18 protein-coding genes are annotated in these 19032 nt (G+C 57.8%); 13 read left to right on the top strand and 5 right to left on the bottom strand.

Annotated elements, in window-relative coordinates; translation table 11 throughout:
• Window positions 1-5: 5 nt before the first annotated feature.
• Entirely contained in the window at window positions 6-389 is a 384-nt protein-coding gene (locus tag CLV97_RS01250; RefSeq protein ID WP_106343694.1) for a DUF3054 domain-containing protein, read from the bottom strand.
• Window positions 390-676: 287 nt separating this feature from the next.
• On the opposite strand from CLV97_RS01250, the gene CLV97_RS01245 reads away from it, so the two are divergent.
• Window positions 677-1342, top strand: coding sequence for a serine/threonine-protein kinase (locus CLV97_RS01245; RefSeq protein ID WP_146130379.1), 666 nt, complete (start codon window positions 677-679; stop codon window positions 1340-1342).
• A 280-nt stretch (window positions 1343-1622) separates the two neighbouring features.
• Window positions 1623-3182 carry an extracellular solute-binding protein gene (locus CLV97_RS01240; RefSeq protein WP_106343692.1) on the top strand — a complete coding sequence of 520 codons (1560 nt, stop codon included), beginning with the start codon at window positions 1623-1625 and terminating at the stop codon, window positions 3180-3182.
• Window positions 3183-3444: 262 nt separating this feature from the next.
• Here the strand turns inward: CLV97_RS01240 and CLV97_RS01235 are convergent, their stop codons facing one another.
• Genes CLV97_RS01235 through CLV97_RS01225 form a run of 3 tightly spaced genes read right to left on the bottom strand, consistent with a single transcriptional unit; the run spans window position 3445 to window position 7866 of the window.
• Window positions 3445-4800 carry a SpoVR family protein gene (locus CLV97_RS01235; protein ID WP_106343691.1) on the bottom strand — a complete coding sequence of 452 codons (1356 nt, stop codon included), beginning with the start codon at window positions 4798-4800 and terminating at the stop codon, window positions 3445-3447.
• Window positions 4787-5950, bottom strand: a complete 1164-nt coding sequence (gene yhbH, locus CLV97_RS01230; RefSeq protein ID WP_106343690.1) for a sporulation protein YhbH — start codon at window positions 5948-5950, stop codon at window positions 4787-4789. The genes CLV97_RS01235 and yhbH overlap by 14 nt, the downstream gene beginning before the upstream one ends.
• Before the next feature lie 20 nt (window positions 5951-5970).
• Window positions 5971-7866 (bottom strand): PrkA family serine protein kinase, encoded by a 1896-nt coding sequence (locus CLV97_RS01225; protein WP_106343689.1) that lies wholly within the window; start codon window positions 7864-7866, stop codon window positions 5971-5973.
• Between the two features lie 447 nt (window positions 7867-8313).
• Here CLV97_RS01225 and CLV97_RS01220 point away from each other — a divergent pair, with 447 nt between their 5' ends.
• The 11 genes from CLV97_RS01220 to CLV97_RS01170 all read left to right on the top strand — a co-directional run bounded on the left by CLV97_RS01220 (window position 8314) and on the right by CLV97_RS01170 (window position 16792).
• A complete protein-coding gene (locus CLV97_RS01220) occupies window positions 8314-8739 on the top strand; it encodes a CoA-binding protein (protein ID WP_211295648.1) in 426 nt (141 codons plus the stop codon).
• Between the two features lie 35 nt (window positions 8740-8774).
• Entirely contained in the window at window positions 8775-9944 is a 1170-nt protein-coding gene (locus CLV97_RS01215; RefSeq protein WP_106343687.1) for a glycerate kinase family protein, read from the top strand.
• Window positions 9945-10065: 121 nt separating this feature from the next.
• Window positions 10066-10569, top strand: a complete 504-nt coding sequence (locus tag CLV97_RS01210) for a DUF3907 family protein (RefSeq protein WP_106343686.1) — start codon at window positions 10066-10068, stop codon at window positions 10567-10569.
• 153 nt (window positions 10570-10722) lie between these two features.
• Window positions 10723-11469 (top strand): tetratricopeptide repeat protein, encoded by a 747-nt coding sequence (locus CLV97_RS01205; RefSeq protein ID WP_106343685.1) that lies wholly within the window; start codon window positions 10723-10725, stop codon window positions 11467-11469.
• 331 nt (window positions 11470-11800) lie between these two features.
• On the top strand, window positions 11801-12979 hold the full coding sequence (gene nagA, locus CLV97_RS01200; protein WP_106343684.1) for an N-acetylglucosamine-6-phosphate deacetylase: 1179 nt from the start codon (window positions 11801-11803) through the stop codon (window positions 12977-12979).
• Window positions 12980-13140: 161 nt separating this feature from the next.
• On the top strand, window positions 13141-13725 hold the full coding sequence (locus CLV97_RS18720) for an RsfA family transcriptional regulator (protein ID WP_106343683.1): 585 nt from the start codon (window positions 13141-13143) through the stop codon (window positions 13723-13725).
• A gap of 36 nt (window positions 13726-13761) precedes the next feature.
• Window positions 13762-14091: a hypothetical protein gene (locus tag CLV97_RS01190; RefSeq protein ID WP_146130378.1), complete on the top strand. Its 330-nt coding sequence runs from the start codon at window positions 13762-13764 to the stop codon at window positions 14089-14091.
• Window positions 14092-14304: 213 nt separating this feature from the next.
• A complete protein-coding gene (locus CLV97_RS01185) occupies window positions 14305-14601 on the top strand; it encodes a hypothetical protein (RefSeq protein ID WP_106343681.1) in 297 nt (98 codons plus the stop codon).
• 129 nt (window positions 14602-14730) lie between these two features.
• A complete protein-coding gene (locus tag CLV97_RS01180) occupies window positions 14731-14946 on the top strand; it encodes a DUF2383 domain-containing protein (protein ID WP_106343680.1) in 216 nt (71 codons plus the stop codon).
• A gap of 72 nt (window positions 14947-15018) precedes the next feature.
• Window positions 15019-15303: a spore coat protein gene (locus CLV97_RS01175; RefSeq protein ID WP_106343679.1), complete on the top strand. Its 285-nt coding sequence runs from the start codon at window positions 15019-15021 to the stop codon at window positions 15301-15303.
• Window positions 15304-15355: 52 nt separating this feature from the next.
• Window positions 15356-16792: an FMN-binding glutamate synthase family protein gene (locus CLV97_RS01170; protein WP_106343678.1), complete on the top strand. Its 1437-nt coding sequence runs from the start codon at window positions 15356-15358 to the stop codon at window positions 16790-16792.
• A gap of 32 nt (window positions 16793-16824) precedes the next feature.
• Here the strand turns inward: CLV97_RS01170 and CLV97_RS01165 are convergent, their stop codons facing one another.
• A complete protein-coding gene (locus CLV97_RS01165) occupies window positions 16825-18690 on the bottom strand; it encodes an arginine--tRNA ligase (RefSeq protein ID WP_106343677.1) in 1866 nt (621 codons plus the stop codon).
• Window positions 18691-19032 lie beyond the last annotated feature (342 nt).

The raw sequence follows: 19032 nt of genomic DNA, 5'->3' as shown, positions 1-19032 counted from the left end.
TCACCTCACGCCTCATTCTTTTTAAAATAAGCATATAACAGACGCCAAGTGAGCATCAAAATCGCCAGACTGACCGAACCGACAATCCAAAAGGAGGGAGCCATCATTCGTCCGAGCAACAGGCTGCGCAAAAGGACGCCAAGGGGGGCGGCGATTACCAGGGTCAACAGGGTGACTTTGAAGGCTTTTCCTACGCTTTCGGCCGAGCCGGGTTTAAAGACGCCCGTCAGCGCCCCCGCCGCCAACCAGGCGACGGCGAAGGGAAAGGCGGTGTTGAGAACCGACAAGGGATCCGGAACCATGTGATGGCTGACCCTACCGATTGCTGAAAACAACAGGACGATGAGCAAGTCGCCGATCAGGAGCGTGACGGTCGTTTTTTGCTTCATCCCCTTCCCTCCTTTCACAGTTCACCTTTCAGTATAGCGAAAATGAACGGACGGTGACGATTGCTCCCTTGTCAATTGCATAAACGTTTGCTTGCCGGGGGAGTGAATTGGAAAAAGATTGATGGGAAATGGGGTTTTTCGTTTGCAGGGAAGAGGAAAGGTGTATTAGGGAACAATGGCTCTCTCAATTATCGCTGGTCGGAAAAAGGCTGCGGGAAGGGGGCGTCCCGGCGGCGGGCGCGCGGGAGTGGAGCCGAACTCCGCATCACGAACAGGGAGAGAACATCATGTCTTGGCAGTCGATCGAACCCTTGTTGAAAAAAATCCGCATCGAAGCCAATCCGGATAATCATCCCGTCAGCGTCGTGTCCGTCCCACCGCCCCTGACAGTGGTCGGGACGGGTACCGATGCGGTGGTGGTTCGCTATCCCGATTTTCCGCGGTTGGCGTTTAAGGTGTATGCCGAGGGGCGCAGTCAATCCAGGGAAAATGAATATGCCGCCTACCGGCGACTGGGACGGTCTCCCTATTTCCCGGTCTGTTACGGGAAGGGGAGTTTTTATCTTGTGTTGAGCTACGAGGAGGGCCCCACCCTTTATGACTGCCTGGTCAAAGGGATTCCCATTCCGGAGCAGGCGATCGACGATGTGGAGAAAGCCCGGGACTATGCCCGTCGGGCGGGGCTCAATCCCCGCGACATCCACCTGAAAAACGTGCTTCTCCAGCAGGGGCGCGCCAAGCTGCTGGACGTCTCCGAATACGTGAAACCCGGAAATGACGGGCGCTGGGACCATTTGGTCCAGGCGTACCGCAAATTTTACCCCCTGATCGCCGGCCGAAAGATTCCCGTCTGGTTGATCGAGGTGGTGAAGAAGACCTATTACCGCCAAGTCGCGGGGGATTTTTCCGTCAGCGATTTCGGGCGGCGGTTTTTGCCGTTTATCAAGAAATGACCACGGAGCGGGGACACCCTTTCCCCGCTTTCTTTATGCGGAGGGCGATAAAGGGGATTCGGCAGGGTTTGCATATGAGGGGCCCATCCGGTATTCCCCGGAATTGTTGACAAGTCGAAGTGACATCACGCGGGTTTGCGCCGTGCGTCAAGGGGCGCACGGATGTACGGTCAATGGGAGAGTGGGACTTCCTTAGTCCAGTCATCAGGCTTTTTTCGAAAGGAGTTAGCATCAAATTGTAGAATTGTTTAAAAAAGCCACTCTTTTGGAGGTTGCCGCGATGAAAGGTTGGCGTAAGTGTCTGACGGGATTGCTGGCTGTGAGTTTGGCGTCGGGCATTTCCGCCTGTTCCACCCAGGAGGCGACGCAGGAGGTTCCCGAAAACGGGAAATATACGATCACCTCCCTGGATTTCGTGTATGGGGACATTCCGCCGAAGGACGGGGAAGGCGTACGGATGATCGAGGAGAAGTTCCAAGTGGATTACCAAAGAGAATACGGAGTCTACACGGATTATCTGGAGAAACTGACAGCCCGCATGGCTTCCGGGGATATCCCCGACGTCATCGGTTTTGAATCCCAGATCGATCGGGCGAACTTTTTCAGATGGGCGAAGCAGGGGGCTTTCCTTCCGCTGAACGAATACATCGACGATTATCCCACCTTGAAAGCTGTTCCGCAGGAAGTGTGGAACGCCGTGACGGTGGATGGGAAGATTTATGCCATCCCCAAGTATTTTCCGAAATATTACCTGAATACGCCGGTCATCCGCCAGGACTGGCTGGACAATCTCGGTTTAAAGATGCCTACCAACTATGAAGAGTTGAAGGAGGTGGCCATCGCGTTCACCAAGAACGATCCCGACGGAAACGGCAAGGACGACACATACGGGATGGTCCTGGGAAAAGATCTGTGGCCCCACTACCATTTCGGGGCCTACTGGGATATGAACGCATGGTATCACCAAAACGAGCGGGGGCAATACGTGCCCGGCGTCATCACCGAGCATTGGAAAGAGTTTATCCGGATGATGCGGGAACTGTACCAGGAGGGAGCGATTCCCAAAGACTTCGCGGTGTATAGTCCCACCGAGGCCGTCAAGGAGTTTTATGCAGGAAAGGCGGGAATCTTCGTCCGGGGTCCCGTGGAGATGCCGGAAGCGAATATGGAGGCACTGCAAAAAATCCACCCGAAAGCCGATCCTACACCCATTCCCCCTTTCGAAGCTCCGGACGGTTCGAGAGGATATACCGCCGGTTCCGGCTATTACATGATGAACGCACTTTCCGCCAAGCTGAAGGATGAACCCGGAAAAGTTCGCCGGATTTTGGAGATCATCGATTTTGGTCGCCGGTTTTATTCCTGGGAGGAGAGAAATCCGGACAATGAAGACTTCGATTGGATGTACGGGCACGAAGGGAAAGGGTACCACATGGTCGACGGTCGGCCGGTTATTACGGAGCGGACCAAGGGAATGGCCCCTTGGCATTATCTCCTTGACAACAAAATGTGGGCTCCGAGTGACGAGGCGAACCGTTATTCCCTGACCTACAAGAACAGCGCCTTTAAAGAACTGGCGGAAGAACTGGAGAAAATGCATGCGGAGACCCGTCACTGGCTGAACCCGATTCACCAGGTATATTCCGAGACCGAAGCGCGGATCGGACTGAAGATTACCCGGGATCTGTTGAATGAACAGGCCAAAATGATCACCGGCGACCTGCCCCTGTCCGCGTGGGACCGGGCCGTACGCCGGTATCTGGAGAGCGGGGGACAGCAGATGATCGAGGAAGTGAACCGGAAGATCAAGGAGAAAAACGTGCGGCCGCGATGGGAGTAGTTGATGGGAGGGCTCATCTTTATGGGAAGAGCCTTTCCCACAAAGTAAAAGCGCTTCCTCATCCTGCCGGATCACGTGGGGGGCACGGTGCGAAAACAGGCGGATGGAGTCATGCCGCCTTCGCTGCGAAAAAAGAGAGGAAAAGCAAAGCTTTTCGCAAAAAACGGTCCCCTGCCCTTGGGAGGATGGCAGGGGGCCAAAGGGTCCTTTTCTGTTTCAAATCCGGCGCATGACCCGGGATTCTCCCGAATATCGTCTTTCCTCACACCCGGTGGGACAGCTTTTTGCCGTCCCAGGTGTAGCGGACGTTTTGGTCGCTGATCACCGTTTCCAGGTGGACGGGACGTCCCCAGAGGCGATAGACCATCGGGAGCGTTTTGGCGATGTAACGGGTGTCCAGTTCGGTTCCGTCGTAGCGGTGGAGCAGGTAGAGCTCCCCTCGGTTTTGGTAGTTGTCGTCGCAGGCCACGATGTAGGGGTATCCTCCGTTGATGCGGGAGCGGATGAGGTGTTCCCGCACTTCCTCCACATCCTTGGAGGTGATTCTCCAATGTTCGCCGCTGCGGCGGAAGACAAAGAGATCCATCTCCTCGGCCAATTCTTTGTTCAGATAGTTGCGCAGGAAGGAGACGTCGGACTCGGTGGCCCGGATGTCGAAGACGGCTTCCCGGCCCAGGTTCCGGTCCAACCAGACAAACATCTTCCATCCCAGCAGATAGGGATTGATTCCCGTAACCGGGGGTTGGATGAGCCGGGAGTGCATGGCGGCGAATTCGACGGCCTCCTCCTCATCGAGGTCCATTTCCCGCAGAATCTGCACGTGCCAGAAGGTGGCCCATCCTTCATTCATGATCTTGGTCTCCAGCTGGGGCCAGAAATACAGCATCTCTTCCCGTAGCCGGTACATGATTTCCCGTTCCCATCCCTCCAGGATGGGCGAGCGGTCGGCGATGAAGCGGACCAGGTCTTTTTCTTCCTTCGGCGATTGGGCCGGGCCCAAAGCGGAGCCCTTTGCCTGCGCCTCCTCCCGGGAGGAATCGGCGGCTCCCATCGGTTCTCCGCCGCCCGGGTCTTCCGGAGATTGGGGGCGGTAACCGGTGGGGGTGCCGTCCCGGAAGACGGTGTGGGGATCGACGTGTTCGTTGATGGACAGGACGGCGTCCAGGAAGGTTTCCACCGTTTTCCGACCGTATTGTTCTTCGTAGGCGCGAATGCGGCGGGCGGTGACCGCCATGCTTTCCACCATGTTCCGGTTGGTGAGGGAAAAATAGGCGTTGTTTTTGAAAAAGTCGCTGTGGCCCAGGACGTGGGCGACAATCAGCTTGTTTTGGAGCAGGGAGTTGGATTCCAGCAGAAAGGCGTAACAGGGATTGGAATTGATCACCAGCTCGTAGATCTTGCTCAGGCCGTAATCGTAATCGGTTTTCATCCGGTAGTAGGCTTTGCCGAAACTCCAGTGGGAAAACCGGGTGGGCATTCCGTAGGCGCCGATGGAGTAGAGGATGTCCGGCGGAGTGATTTCGTATCGCATCGGGAAAAAGTCGAGCCCGGAGGCCAGGGCCCGTTCCGTGATCTCTTCAATCGCCCGTTCCAGCCGTTCCATGTCAACGAATTGCATTCCGGCTCCCCCCTTCGCCGTCGGCGCGGGAGAAAAACCGCTTCAGAGCCGGATGGATGTCTTCTTTGGAACGGAAAGTGGCCGTGACAAAGGCCGGATGCTTGATGGACCGCATGTGTTGCATCAGGGTGTTGGAGCGGGCGTTGGGATTGATTTCCCCGTAACCCACCCGGTTGCAGCTCTCGATGAGACGCCGGGTCAGTTCCACCGTCGGTTCGTTGTCGCTGGTCAAGTTGTCTCCGTCGGTGAAATGGTAGGCGTACAGATTGTACCGATGCGCGGGATAGCGGGTTTCGATCAGCTGCAGCGCCAACTCGTACACCGATGAACAGCGGGTTCCCCCGCTTTCGACCCGGTGGAAAAATTGTTCCTCCGTCACCTGCATCGCTTCGGTGTGGTGGGCCAGAAACACGGTCTCCACGTGGGGATACCGGGTCTTGAGAAATTTGACCATCCAGTGGAAGAAGGCCCTGGCCATCCACTTGTGAAAGGTTCCCATGGAGCCGGAGGTATCCATCATGGCGAACACGGCCGCCTTGGATTGGGGCAGCTCCTTCTCGTTCCAGGTTTTGAACCGCAGGTCCTCCGGCCGAAGGGTCGGGGAAGCGCTCCCCTCCCGCAGGGAGCGCTTGAGGCTTTCCAGGTAGGTTCGCTTCTTGTCCAGGTTTCCCATAAGCCCCCGTTTGCGGATGTCGTCAAAGACCGGGCGCTCCGCGGGGAGTTGGTCTTCCTCCTTTTGCTTCAGATCGGGAAGCTCCCATCCCTCGAAGACGATGGCCGCCAGCTCTTCCTCCGAAACTTCCGCTTCATAGATGTCTTCGCCGGGTTGGTCGCCGGCGCCAAAGCCCTGACCGGTGCCGGGGGCCGCCCTGCCGATGGTGTCACCGGGTTGGCCCGTTCCATCCCCTTGGCCGACGTGGGACTGTTTGTCCCGGTTGAAGCGGAAGCGAACTTCTTCCAGGGTGCGGATCGGCACTTTCACCTTCTGGCCGTTCCGGTTGAGAATGATCGATTCTTCGGAGATCAAGTCGGAGAGGTTCTCGCGGATCGCCTCTCGAACCCTTTCCTGGTGGCGCATCTGGTCCAGTTGGCCTTTTCGGTGAAGGGACCAGTCATCCCGGGAAAGGAAAAAAAGACGCTCTGCCGTCATGGCGCATCCCTCCCTTGGGGTCAACGGTTGAGCAGACTGCCCACATAGGTCAACAGGTCGTTGGCGCAGACGGCGCAGTATCCGTGATGATCGATCAGTCGGGAAACGACTTCGTTCACTCGTTTCAGCTGGGTTTCATCCGGAGTTTTGCTGGAGGTGGTGATTTTCACCACGTCCTTCAGGTCGCTGAACAGCTTTTTCTCGATCGCTTCCTTCAAGCGCGGGTGAGAAGTGTAGTCGAAGGTTTTGCCCTTGCGGGCGTAATAGGAGATGCGGATCAGGATTTCCTCCCGGAAGGCGCGTTTTCCGTTTTCCGTGATGCCGATCTGCTCTTCGATGGAGCGCATCAGTTTTTCGTCGGGATCGAGCGTTTCGCCGGTGAGGGGATCCTTCAACCGGTGGCCGCCGCAGTAGGCCTCCACGTTGTCCAGGTAATTGTTGAGAAGCGTGCGCGCCGATTCCTCGAAGGAGTAGACAAAGGCCTTCTGGACTTCGTTCTTGGCCACCTCGTCGTATTCGGCCCGGGCGACGGAGATCAGGTTGAGGGCCTGCTCTTTCTCTTCCGGGGTGATGGACGGATGCTGGTCCAGGCCGCTTTTGAGGGAACGGAGGATATCCAGGGCGTTGATGCAGTTTTTCCCGCCCTCGATCAGGGCGCTGGAGATTCGGTTCATCACATAGCGGGGGTCGATCCCCGACATCCCCTCGTCAGGGAATTCCTTCTTCAATTCCTCCACCTGTTTGGCGGAGACGCCTTCCACCTCCTGTCCGTCGTACAGGCGCATTTTTTTCAGGCGATCCATGTTGGGCTGTTTGGAATCCTTCAGCCGGGTCAGGACGGAGAAGACGGCCGCCGTCCAGAGGGCGTGGGGGGCGATGTGCACTCGGTTCAGATTGCTTTGACGGATCATCTTGCGGTAGATCCGCTCCTCCTGGCTCACCCGCAGGTTGTAGGGAACCTTGATGACGATGATCCGGGAATGGAGGGCCTCGTTTTTCTTGTTGCTGATGAAATGGCGATATTCCGCCTCGTTCGTGTGGGCGATCACCAGCTCGTCCGCGGAGATCAGGGCGAAGCGGCCGGCCTTGAAATTGCCCTCCTGGGTGAGGGAAAGCAGGTTCCACAGGAACTTTTCATCACACTTGAGCATTTCCTGGAATTCCATCATTCCCCGGTTGGCGATGTTCAGTTCGCCGTCAAAGCGGTAAGCCCGGGGGTCCGATTCCGATCCGTAGGTGGCGATCGTGGAGAAATCGATGCTTCCGGTCAATTCGGAGATGTCTTGGGATTTGGGGTCGGAGGGGGCGAAGGTGCCGATGCCCACCCGCCGCTCTTCGGAAAACAGGACGCGCTCCACCGGAACTTGCCCGATGTCCCCTTCCCACTCGGTATCCAGGCGATGGCGGCAAACCGGACACAGGGTGCCCTCGATCTGGACGCCGTACTCTTCGGAAAATTCAGTCCGAAGCTCTTCCGGAATCAGGTGAAGGGGTTCCTCGTGCATGGGGCATCCTTTGATTCCGTAAACGGCGCCGGCATCGGTGCGGGTATACTTCTCCAATCCTCGCTTCAGCAGGGAAACGATCGTGGACTTTCCTCCGCTGACGGGGCCCATCAGGAGCAGCAGGCGCTTGCGGACGTCCAACCGTTCCGCCGAAGGTTGAAAGTATTCTTCCACCAGGGTTCGGATGGTATCTTCCAAACCGAACAGTTCTTCGCTGAAAAATTTGTAGATTCGACGATCACCGGATTCCTCCACCCCGGCGTCCCGGATCATCCGATAGATGCGGGCGTGGGCGTGCTGGGCGATGTGGGGCCGCTCTTTGACCATCTCCAGATAGTCCCGGAACGTGCCCTCCCATTTCAGCGACGCCTCCTGCCGCTGATAAATGCTCAGTTTGTCCAAAAACGCCATGGGTCTCACCTCTTTTTGTTTTCCCGCTGCACGGAAAAAGCTGGTGAACAAACTCCCTCGCAACGGACACGGGAACGGGACCGCAGGATGACCCGGACGGGTCTTCGCAGTGCAGCGGAAACGGATCGATCCGGCGAAAAGACAAGATCTTCCGTTTCTACTATTATTCCCTTATTTTCGTAAATCAAAAATAGTTTGTTTCTTCCAATCCGATTAATACACCAAAAAAGGAAACTTTTTGCTGATGCGTGCAACCTGACGCAGGGCGGATGAAATCATCCGCCGATGCCGGGGAGGAGGGGCCTTGGGCATTTCGTTTTTCTAAAATGGACCGACGGATGCACAGGATTTTACCGATTCTAAGGCCGCTCCGCGCTTGATCCGTCCTTGCCCTGAACATCTGCGGAAAAGTGCGATACAATAAGGGTGCAACAAGAGTGAAAGGGGATGGCAAGGGTGGAAAACCCGAGTCGTGAAGAAATCAAGCGGATTTTGGAAACGAAGCGGCGGATCGCCGTCGTCGGTCTGTCGGACAATCCGGAGCGCACCTCCTATCAGGTGTCCAAAGCCATGCAGGAGGCGGGATATGAGATCATTCCGGTCAACCCGCGGATCAAAGAAGCCCTGGGCGTCAAAGCCGTCGGTTCCCTGAAGGAAATCGAAGGCCACGTGGATATCGTCAACGTTTTTCGGAGGAGCGAGTTTCTTCCGGAAATCGCCCGCGAGGCGGTGGAGATCGGTGCCGATGTGCTGTGGGCCCAGCTGGGGGTTGTCAACGAGGAGGCGTACGAATACGCGAAATCCCACGGCATGACGGTGATCATGGATCGCTGTATCAAGGTGGAACACGCCATTTTGATCGGCAAGCGGTGAACTTCGTCCGCTGAGGGGTGAAAGGAGAAGGGAAATTGCGCGTTTTGATCGCTCCCGATTCGTTCAAGGGAAGCATGAGCAGTATGGAGGCGGGGGCCCGGATGGCCGCCGGTCTGCGCGCAGCCCTTTCCTCCGTGGAGGTGGAGCAGGTTCTTCTGGCCGACGGCGGGGAGGGTACGGTGGACGCCCTGATCCGGGCCTGCGGAGGGAAGAAGGTGTTTCTCCGGGTGACGGGTCCCTTGGGGGATCCGGTGGAGGCGGCCTACGGTTTGCTCGCCGACGGCCGGGTCGTGCTGGAGGTGGCGGCGGCGTCGGGTCTGCCGCTGGTTCCGACAGGGAAGCGGGACCCGTGGCGGGCGACCTCCCGGGGAACGGGGGAACTGCTGCGCGACGCCTTGAAGCACAACCCTCCGGAGATCGTGATCGGACTGGGAGGCAGTGCCACGGTAGACGGGGGGATCGGCCTTTTGCAGGCGCTCGGGGTGCGCCTCCTCGACCGGGAGGGGCGGGACGTTCCCCCGGGGGGACAGGCGCTCGGTCTGGTGGAGCGGATCGACGCGTCCGGGATCGACCCCCGGATTTTTCACACGCGGATCGTCGTCGCCTGCGATGTGGACAATCCGCTCACGGGACCCGAAGGGGCGGTTCCCGTCTTCGCCCCGCAAAAGGGAGCCGGTCCACAGATGCTCCCCCGGCTGGCGGCGGGGATGGAGCATTATGCCCGCCTGCTGGATGCCGCCGCAAAACCGGTCTCCAACCTTCCCGGAGGAGGAGCTGCCGGGGGCGTGGGTGCGGCCCTCGTCGCCTTCTGCGGCGCGGAGCTCGTTCCCGGCTTTCCCTTGATCGCCCGGGTGATGGGCCTCGAGGAGAAAATCGCCAATAGCGATCTCGTATTGACGGGTGAAGGACGCATGGACGGCCAGTCTCTCCACGGGAAGGCGCCGGTGGGATTGGCGCGGATGGCCAAGCGGCACAGAGTGCCCGTTATCGCCTTTGCCGGGGCCGTCGGCGAGGGTGCGGAACGGCTTCAAAGGGAGGGAATGGCGGCGGTGTTGCCCATCGTCGACGGTCCGATGCCTTTGGAGGAAGCCATGAAGCGGGGCGGGGAACTGCTGGAGCGGTCCGTCTGCCGCTTTTTCCGGGGAGCGGTCGCCATCAGCCGGCTGCCGATCCGGTCCTCTGCGCAAAGAAAACATGACCCGTGAAAGGCCGTGCCCTTGGCAAAGACATCCTGCCGCTGACCACCATTTTCCGCATCGGCATAGTGAAAATCGTGTTATACTGGAAAAAACCGTTTCGGTAACATCTTAAGGGGGTTTTTTCGGCATGCCCGCCGAGCAGACCAAACAATTGTGCAGGATGGCGAAGGATCAGTTGAAAGAAGCCATTCGCCTGCTGGAAGATTTTTTGAATTATACCCACATACCCCGGTTGATGGAGGAAACTCCGGAAAAAGAGGGGATGGAGGAGTATTACCGGGAGTATCTGTCAGATCTTCGGGTATTGTTGGTATCTTGCCAGTTGGCTTACGAGAAGGTCAGTTTGGTGTTGCGTCGCGCCACCTTTAAACGGGAGTTTGCGGAGAAGGTATTGAGTGAAATCGTCCACGGCTGCATCTACAACTTCTATTACCCGCGCAACGAGGTATACGAAGAGGACGGCCGCTATTGCTACACCCAACAGGATGCGATCAAATTCCGCCGCCGGCCGGCCGAATCCCTGCGCAAACTGACGATCGATCTGTCCCGCATTTTTGAAACCCTGCGCGACGAATTGGATTATTACGAAACCGACTATATCACCCGGATACGGATGTTGAAGACCGATTGACAGATTGCGCGGTTTTTCTTGAGGGGACGCGACATCTTCGAGGCCCGTTTTTGCCGGATTTGTCGAAAATCCGTGACAAAAAATGTCGGATACGTTACAATCTAATCAATAGTGGTCTTTGCACGGTTTCATGAGGGAAGAGGGGGAATCGAAATGTCCGGATCCGGGATGACACTCCAGCACGAATTAAAATTTTATCCGTCGGACAAGCCTTTGACGGAGAACGATTATCGGCGGGAGAAGGAGCGGATTTTGCGGAAGGTTTCATCGGACCCGAACCCAGACCACTATCTGGAGCTGGCCCAGTTGGAATATCGCAAGGGCTTGTATGAGGAATCCAAGAAAGCTGTGGAGGAAGCGCTTCGGGGACGCCCGGATTTCCCGGAGGGCGAGCTGCTCTTGTCGAAAATTCTGGAAAAGATGGACCGGGCGGAAGAAGCGGAACAAGCCTTTCTCAAACTGATGGAGCGGCATCCCGCCTACAGTTGTGCCTACCGGGAATATGCCCGGTTTCTTCTGGAGAAGAAAGAGCAGGTCCAACGCGCGGAGTGCCTTTTATTGCGCGGGTTGGAACTGAATCCGCAGGACGGTCTGGCCCATGCGCTTTTGGCTGAGATTTATGCGCAAACCGGACGCGAAAGGCAAGCCGTGCTTCATCTGCGCATCGCTTCCCGCCGTGACGGAGACACTTATTTGCACCAGAGCTGCGGCAAGGTATTCTTTCAGATGGGAAAATACAGCGAGGCGGCGGAGCAATTCCGCCTCGCCCTGATGGCTGATCCCCGGAACAAGGCAGCACGCAGCCAATTGAAATTGGTTTTGAAATTGCAAAGAAAAGGAATTCTCTCTTTGGCAAAGATTCCATGGCTGAGAAAAAGCGATCCCGTGGAGGAAAGGTAAAATCGCAACCTTTTTGAAAAAAACATCAGGCAAACATCGACAAATTTCGTTCATTGTGTTATGATGTTGATGTAGGCGGGTTGATCTCCTCGCTTACTACCACGCTTCTTAACTCCTTAATCTTGACCCTCTTTCACTTGGACCAGGGCGGATCATCCTGGTCTTTTGTTTTTATACCACCTTTGCTGTATTAAATAACCCCTTTCAACCCTTTTATTACTTTAAAATCAATCGGCAACGTAAATACTCTTTCATTGACGTTGCCGTCAACCCTTCAGTAATCTGAAATAGAGGAGACCCTCACCATGAGGTTGGAAGGGGGAAAATTGGGATGGGGGAAAACGATTATTTCGTGCTGCGAGGATCCGTCGTCCTGGCCGACGGAATTCTGGAAGAGGGAATGGTGGTGATTCGGGGGGAACGGATTGCGTACGTGGGGCCGCCGCTTTCCCGCTTCACGGATCCCCGGAGGGAATTTGCCGTCTCCGGATTTATCTGGCCCGGACTGATTGATCTTCATGTGCACGGAGCCGGGGGAGCGGACGTGATGGACGCCACTCCGAAATCCCTGGCGACGATATCCCGAACGCTGGCTCGGCACGGCGTGACCGGATTTTTGGCGACGACGGTGACCATGCCGAAATCCCGGCTCGAGCAAGTATTCAATAACGTGGCGGAGATGGCTTCCTCCCTGGAGGGGGCCAGGGTGTTGGGGATCCATCTGGAGGGGCCCTGGATTTGTCCCAGCCATCGGGGGGCGCAAAACCCCGAGTACATCGTCGAACCCGATCCGGAGGAGGCGATGTGGGCGCTGAAAAACTCCAGGGGGATGCTGCGCGTCGTAACGATGGCTCCTGAACGCCCGAAGGGAATGGAGACGGTCCGCCTCCTCTCGTCCAAGGGAGTGATTGTATCCATCGGCCACACCGGGGCGACCTACGAACAGGCCCTGTCTGCGATCGACGCGGGCGCCTCCCAGGTGACCCACTGCTTCAACGGAATGACCGGCCTGCATCATCGAAGTCCCGGAGTGGCCGGAGCCGTTCTGACGGAGGATCGTCTTTTTGCGGAACTGATCGCCGACGGTTTTCACGTCCACCCGGCAGTGGTCAAGCTGCTGGCCAAATTGAAGGGGGAGAGCGACAAGCTGATTCTCATCTCCGACGGCATCCGGGCCGTCGGGATGCCGGACGGGGAATATGAATTGGGTGGCCTTCCGGTGTTTGCCCGGGAGGGGAAGGCGGTTTTGGCCGACGGCAGTCTCGCCGGCAGTCTGCTCACCCTGGACCAGGCCGTTCGGAACATGGTGAAATTTACCGGCATGCCGCTTTGGAAGGCAGTACGGATGGCATCCCTCGTCCCTGCCCGTCGCCTGGGACTGGACGGGGATCTGGGAAGCCTGGAGACGGGAAAACGCGCCGACCTCGTGGTGACAGACGAATCATGTCATGTCCGGCAGGTGTGGATCCGCGGAAAGCGCGTTTTTGACCGGGAGACCTTCTACGAATGATCCGCTTCGCATTGACATAAACTCGCGTTTCAGAGAAACCCGCTGAAATCCCGCTTTCTTAAGCGGGGTTTTTTTTTCTATCAGAGAAGGGGCACCATTTGTCGATCAGGACAATACACTATAACAGAGGCATCAGAGAAAGGAGCAAAGGAGGGAAAACCTTGAAAGGGCGCAGTTGGACAAAGAAAGAGGATCAGATACTGGCGGAGACCGTTTTGCGCCACATTCGCGAGGGAAGCACCCAGCTGGAAGCCTTCGAAGAAGTGGCCCGCAAATTGGGAAGAACGCCCGGAGCGTGCGGATTCCGGTGGAACGCCGTGGTCCGGCGCAAGGAAGAGGAAAATTTCCTCAAGGCGAAAAAACAGCGGCTCGCCAAACATCTCAAAAACAGACGACCGGACACGGTCGATTCCCTCAAACAGCTGATTCAAATGCTCCGACGGCACGAAAAAGAGTTCCATGCCTTGGTGAATCACGTCAATGAATTGGAGAAGCAGTTGGAAGAGAAGGAGAGGGAGTATAAGCGGCTTGCCGAGGAGAATCGACGGCTGACCGAACAGTTGGATACCGTCGACCGGCTTAGGGAACTTTTGACGGAGCGGTATTCCGAATTGTTCCAATTGCTGCGAAGCGTCCGTCCTTCCAAGGATTCCGAGGGCGATGCCGTGGTGCACACGATTTCCTCCGCCGCGGAATCCTCGGAGGAAAAGACGGATGCGGACACGGGGGAAGAAAAACGAACATAAATTAATGAAGCATGAAATGCCGAAGGGGTGTTTTTCTTGACCGGATCCCGTCGGCAGGTGGGTCGGAACCGGAACGGCTCCGGGGTTGAAAAAACCCGTCGAACGTTGGAGTCCACGGTGTCGCTGGCACGCCAGGGCATGGACAGGTCGGATTCCAAAAGGCTCGCTGAACGAGTGGAGCAACTGGAGAAGAAACAGCGCCTTCTTGTCTCCGAAGCTGCCCGTCTTCGGGAGGAGAACCGCCTCCTCCGGAAGGAAGTGAAAATCCTGGGGAACGTGGTGCTGGAAGTCTACCAGTTTCTGTATCAACTGCTGGGGAAAAAACCGCCGGACGGTCGGATTCATTCGGAGACGGAACGGTCCTGACCGCCTGAAGAGGATGAGCTCATATCAGGTGAAACAAAGGATGGCCTTTTTCTGCCCGATGGAGATCTTCGACGTTTTCCATCGGGTTTTATCGTGTCGGCGGCGGGTCGATTGGCGAATTTGGGCGGGCGGGCTTGGGCAAGTGCAGTTGTCATGCGCTGCGCTCCCACATAAGTTGAAAGGAGTCAATCACAGATGGGAGGAATATCGGGCATGACAAACAAAGGCCCTTCCGTGAAGGAATTGACCCAGATGATCAACTCGGTTCTGGGTCAGTCGGTGCTCACGGAGCAACAGATGAATCACATTCTTCAAGGGGCGAAGAAAGCCCATCAACAGGGGGGGATGGGCGCGGTTCTGGATTACCTGATGAAGGTGACTCAAGCCGATGTGAGCAAACAGGAACTGAAACAGTTCGCCGATTCGATTCGGTCCAATCCGAAGGTAGGGATGGATATTCTTCAGGGAAGGAGATCTCCCGGTACGGTCGGGAGGAAGCGCCGCAAGTGATGGTGAAGGGGCCGTCATCGTCAGATGACGGCCCTGTTTTTTTGCTGTGCGGAATGTCCGCAACGCGTTTCATAAGCGATCGGCCAATGATCCATACTATGACCAGCTTTGGAAAAAGGAGGGAAAAGGTTGGAGCAGCTGACCCAGATGGAGCTTCTTCGGGTGCAGGAACTGCTCAAGGTGGAAGAGCTGGCTTCCCGAAAGTACGAGCGGTACGCCGAACAGTGCAAGGATGACGAGATGAAGCGGATTTTCCGGGAAGCGTCCGACCTGCACCGGCAGCACGTGGACGCGTTGGTTCAGGAAATGCGCCGCCACAGCGGGCGAGCGGACATGTCCCATTGATTGCGGGCGAAAACGCAGCAGGAACGACCCCGTCGGGGAAAAGGTCCTTATTGCAGGAAGGAGGTTGTCCGAATGGAACTGTTGGAGCGGGAAATGGCTCAGGACATGTTGCTGATGGAAAAGCAGCTGACACAATCCTACACCATGGCGGAGACGGAGTGCGCCAACGAGGCTTTGCGGGAAACGTTGCACCGGCTTCACGAGGATACGGAATCGATGCATGCCCGGTTGTTCCATGCGATGCACCAGCGGGGATGGTATCAGACCCCGGTTGCCGGACAGCAGGCGATTGAAACGGCCATTCTCTCCTGGGAGCAGAAGGAGCTGAGGGGAGAAGAACGGGAAAACCGGCGATGATCAGGCGAGGCTCCGCCCGCGAGGGCGGTTTTCGAGGGAAAGGAGGGATCCGATGATCTCGTGGCTCATGCATCGGATGACCAATGTGGTGATGGACGCGATCGTCAACCGGGTGTTGCAGGACCCCTATACCGAGAATCTGTTTTCCTTCCTCACCATTGCCCAGAAGCTGACGCCGCGGGCCATCGTGGAAGCGGGGATGCGGGCGGAATCGGGGAAGCCCCTGGAGCGTCCCCTGGGCAGTCCGGTGGTTTTGTCGCCCTGGGAGAAGCTGCTGTTCAACCCGGTCCACCTGTACCGGCTTCCCACCCCCGACGGAGTGCAGATCGCGACGGAGGTGACGATCGGCCCGAGGGCCCGGCGGCCGTTGTCGCTGGAGATCCCGGTGTTGATTTCCGGGATGTCCTACGGCGGCGCCCTCGGGTTGAAGGCGAAGCTCGCCCTGGCCCGGGGCGCGTCCCTGGCCGGAACGGCCACCAACTCCGGGGAGGCGCCATTGATCGAGGAAGAGCGGAAGGAAGCACGGTTCTTCATCGGCCAGTACAACCGGGGCGGATGGATGAACACGCCCGAGCAGCTGCAGCAACTGGATGCCATTGAAATTCAATTGGGTCAGGGGGCTCAGGCGGCGGCGCCGATGGGCACCCGTTCCTGGCAGATTGATGAGACCTTCCGGAAACGGTTCAACCTGGCCAAGGGGGAGGATGCCCGGATCCACACCCGCCTGCCGGGGATGAACCGGGTGGAGGACTTCCCGCCGCTGGTGCGGGAGCTTCGGGAGCGTTACGGCGTGCCGGTGGGGCTGAAGACCTGTGCCACCCATTATCTGGAGCACGAAATTGATGTGGCGCTGGAGGGGGAAATCGACTATATCGTCGTGGACGGTGCGGAAGCGGGAACCCACGGGGGGCCGACGATTCTTCAGGATGATGTGGGTTTGCCCACCCTCCACGCCTTGGCCCGGACCGTCCGACACCTGGAGAGGAGGGGTGTGAAGCGGGACGTGTCGGTGATCGCCGCCGGCGGATTGACGACGCCGGGCCATTTTCTCAAGGCGATGGCCCTGGGGGCGGATGCCGTCTATATCGGTTCGATCGCCCTGGTGGCGATGCTCCAAACCCAGATGAACATCGCCTCCCCCTTTGAACCGCCGGTTCAGACGGCTTTGTACCACGGGAAGTTCAAAGAGGACATCGATGTGGAAAAAGGGGCGGAGCACCTGGCCAAATTCCTCAAATCCTGCGTCGAGGAGATGAGGATGGTGGCATACGCCCTGGGCAAGACGGATCTTAATCAGATCGACCGAAGCGACCTGGTCTGCGTCGATCGGGAGCTGGCCCGCCTTCTGGGCGTCGATTATGCGGGGCTGCCCCGGGAGGAACAACATCTGGCCTGGACGGAAGAGAAGAATCCTTGGGATTTTGCCGGACCCATCCCGGGAGAGCCCCGGTCGGAGAGGGAGCCCGACGCTCCGCCGCCGGTCCATTGAAAAGAGCCCTGCGGATCATCCGCAGGGCTTCTTTACATCCGTTCCGGTGCCGGAAGGCCGATCACATGGAGGGCGTCGGCCAGTGTGGAGCGGGTCCGGGCCGTCAGCCAGAGGCGGAAGGAACGAAGGGGATCGGGGGCCCTCAGGACGGGACAGGCGTTGTAAAAGCTGCTGAAGAGGGAGGCCAGTTCGTAGGTGTAGGCGGTGACCGACGTGGGGTTGAGCTCCTCCGTCGCGGTTTCCAGCGTGTCGGGCCAGAGGGCGAGGTGGCGCAACAGGGCCCGTTCCGACGGTGAGAGATGTTCCGGAACCGCCGGTGCCCGGTCGCGGCGGGAGCGATAGGCGCCGTCCTTCAGAAAGGCTTCCCCCTCCCGGAGGATGGCGGATGCCCGGGCGTGCTGGTACATCAGGTAGATGCCGGAATTCCCCTGGAGATCGACGGCCTGGTCGATGTCGAACACGATTTCCTTTCCCAGGTTGAAGCGGAGGAGATAATAGCGGATGGCCGCCGCAGCGATCTCCCGGCTGGGGATTCCCTCTTTTTGCGGGCGTACGGCTTCCACCGCCGCTTCCATCCGATCGAGCAGCTCGTTGATCTTGATGCCGATTCCCTGCCGTCCGGACATGGGATACGCCGGCTTGCCGTCGGTGGTGTCGATTCCCAATTGCGCGGCGGTGGCGGGGCTCAGGGAGACCACGCCGTAGCTGACATGGTGCAGGTTGGCCGCTTCCTCTTCAAATCCCAGGGTTTCCAGAGCGACTTTCACCATGCGCTGCGGGTATTCCTGGCGGCGGTCGATGACGTTGAGCACCCGGTTTGCCTTCCCGAACGGACGGCTTTCTCCCGTCCGGGAGGAGGTCCACAGATCGCCGGCGAAGGGACGGTAGCGGAAATCCTTGTCCAGCAGGCCGAATTTCCACAGGTGGTAGGCAATGTCCTTGGCGGTGTAGGTGAGCACCCCGTTGGAACGGACAAGCACCTTGTCCGGATTCAGCTCCTCCGCCCCTTTTTCGCCCGCGTCGGGCTGCTTCAGAACCCAGCAGCCGGCGAGCGGTCCCTCCGTTTCCTTGCGAAAGAGGGGGGATTGCTTCAATTTTTCAAAGGCGGCCGCCCAGAATCCCTCCCGGAGGATGTCGCTTTCCCAGACCAGCAGGTCGTAACCGATGCCGAAGCGGGCCATGTCCTCCAAATGTTCGTGGACGATCTTCTCCGCCACGAGGGTGCCGATCCAGGCGATGTTGTTGTTCCCTTCCTCCAAAGCGTGCAGGATCTCGGCGCGTCGCCTTTTCAACTGCTCATCATCGGTCGACCGGTGAACGCGGGTGTAGATATCCCAGCAGTAGTCCCCGAATCGGTCGTAATCCTCCTGGAGGGAAATGTCCAGGAGGCCGGCCACCGTGTCCGCCACCTGGTTGCCCAGATCATCGATGTAGTTGTGCACCTCGACCCGGTATCCGATCCGCTTCAGCATCCGGGCCAGGGTGTCCCCGATGCAGGAATTGCGCAGATGGCCGATGTGGGCCGCCTTGTTGGGGTTGATCGATGTGTGTTCCACGACGACCTTCTTTTGGAAGCGGTCGTGGGAGGAATCATCCTTTTCGGAGAAAGCGGCCCACTCGTTCCAATCCAGAAAAAAGTTCAAAAATCCGGGCGGGGCCACTTCGACCCGGTCGACGAGGGGAATCGATTCCAGATGCGGCTTCAGCGCTTCGGCGATGGAAATGGGGGAACGGCGCAGGACCGGTGCGAGCTTCATCGCCGCATTGGTGGCCAAGTCTCCGTGCTCCATCCGGGACGGTTGTTCGACGGTCACGTTCCGGGGCTCCGGCCATGCGTAACCTTCCTCGGAAAGCAGCGCGGCTACCCTCTTCTCGATTTCCCCGGACATGTATCCCATGACGGATCTCAATGCGGTGTTCCTCCTTCAATCAGGAAAAAGACGGAATGGAAAAGTTTCTCCCCATTATACACGAAAAAAGACCGGGGGAAACGGTTTTTGGCAGGACCATCCTTTAAAGCGGAAAAATTTTTGGCCTCAAGAATTCCTGATCTTGTATCATTCCTCGATGAGCGTTAAGATGGATCCGTTAAAACGCGGAAAATATTTTGAAAGAGGCGAATGGGATCTGCACGTCACGGCGGCGGAAATCTTCGGGGGATCACGGCTGCGCTGACGGTTTCGCAGGGTTGCTCACATACGGATCGTCTCCGCTTCGGGAGAGGCGGAGGATGCTGTCCC

Origin of the sequence: Planifilum fimeticola (assembly GCF_003001905.1) — a bacterium.
Taxonomy (GTDB): Bacteria; Bacillota; Bacilli; order Thermoactinomycetales; family DSM-44946; genus Planifilum; species Planifilum fimeticola.
Note: the sequence above shows the minus strand (reverse complement) of the source record. Positions and strands in the feature narration are given on the sequence as shown.